The organism is Microcystis sp. LEGE 08355 (assembly GCF_015207185.1).
GTDB lineage: Bacteria > Cyanobacteriota > Cyanobacteriia > Cyanobacteriales > Microcystaceae > Microcystis > Microcystis panniformis.
Window position 1 is genome coordinate 1 of the sequence record NZ_JADEXI010000877.1, and the last position, 1,356, is coordinate 1,356.

2 protein-coding genes are annotated in these 1,356 nt (G+C 44.6%); both read left to right on the forward strand.

Features of this window, described 5'->3' with window-relative positions; translation table 11 throughout:
- Positions 1–787: precorrin-4 C(11)-methyltransferase (gene cobM / locus IQ242_RS24880; protein ID WP_228021210.1), on the forward strand; the 787-nt coding region annotated here is incomplete at its 5' end.
- A 135-nt stretch (positions 788–922) separates the two neighbouring features.
- Complete coding sequence (locus tag IQ242_RS24885; RefSeq protein ID WP_193961798.1) at positions 923–1,087, forward strand: hypothetical protein; 165 nt, start codon at positions 923–925, stop codon at positions 1,085–1,087.
- Positions 1,088–1,356 lie beyond the last annotated feature (269 nt).

The following is a 1,356-nucleotide window of genomic DNA, read 5'->3' on the forward strand; positions in this document are numbered from 1 at the left end:
GACTTTAATTGACTCCTCGGCGCTCTCCCCGGCCGTCTATTTTATTGGTGCCGGTCCCGGAGATCCGGAATTATTGACGGTAAAAGCCGATAAAATTCTCCAAAAAGCCGATGTTATCCTCTTTGCTGATTCCCTCGTCCCCAAACAGATTCTTGAGGACACTCGTAAAGATGCCGAGTTAATTCCCACCAGTAGCATCACCCTAGAGGAAATTATCCCTTTAATGATCGATCGCGTGCGTCGGGGTTTAGCGGTGGTGCGACTGCAATCGGGGGATTTAAGTCTCTATAGTGCCATCCAAGAACAAATTGATCTTTTGACAGCAGCAGATATACCCTTTCAGCTAATCCCCGGAATTAGTGCCTTTCAAGGATTAGCGGCCAAATTGGCCCTAGAATTAACGATTCCGGAATTAGTCCAGACAATTATTCTAACCCGGGTGGAAGGAAAAGCCTCTCCCATGCCAGAAAGTGAAGAATTAGCCTCTTTAGCCGCTCATAAAGCCAGTTTATGCCTATATTTAGCCGCCCGTCATGTTGACAAAGCCCAGGAAAAACTCCTAAAATACTACGGGCCAGAGCAACAGGTGGCCGTTTGTTTCCGTCTCGGTTGGCCCGACGAAAAAATCTGGGTTGTCCCCCTGTCAGAGATAGCCCAATTAACCCATCGGGAAAATTTAACTAGAACTACCCTTTATCTCATTAGTCCCGCTTTAAACCAGATTACAGGAACTCGATCGCAACTTTATCACCCGCAACATTCCCATCTTTTCCGTCCTCATCCCTAAGTATTTTCTGGGAAGTCTATCGAAAGAAACACTAGGTTTCTACCTCAAGTTAGATTTAAAGAGCGGCGATTTTGTTTAGGATTATTTCAGGAGGTAGGACAATTTTAAAAACGTTTAAAATTAGTCTAACAATCCATGCACAACTGCCCTATTTGTTCGGGAATTACCCTTCGTCACCTTGTGGTTGGTCGTGCCTACTGGTATTGTCCTCACTGTCGTCAGGAGGTTCCTAACTTCCTTGATTGCTCTAGTCCTGCCAAGGTAAAGGTAGAGCGAGTTAGAGCGGAAAAAACAGTCTAGATTTTTAAGTTGGTAGATGGCAATAAGATCTGTGGGATGTGTTAATTTTTAACCCATCCCACTTTATCTGTCTAGGGTTCGCTGAATAAATCTAAAAACCTTGTTGGATAATATCTTTAGACTTTTTTGAAATCAAAAAGTACCAGCGATTGGAGTGATCGGGGGGAAAATTCCGGGACTTTTTCCCTGAAAATTAGGTAATTGACCGCCTCAAAATCGGTAAAACCCTACACCCTACACCCTACACCCCACACCCCACACCCCACACC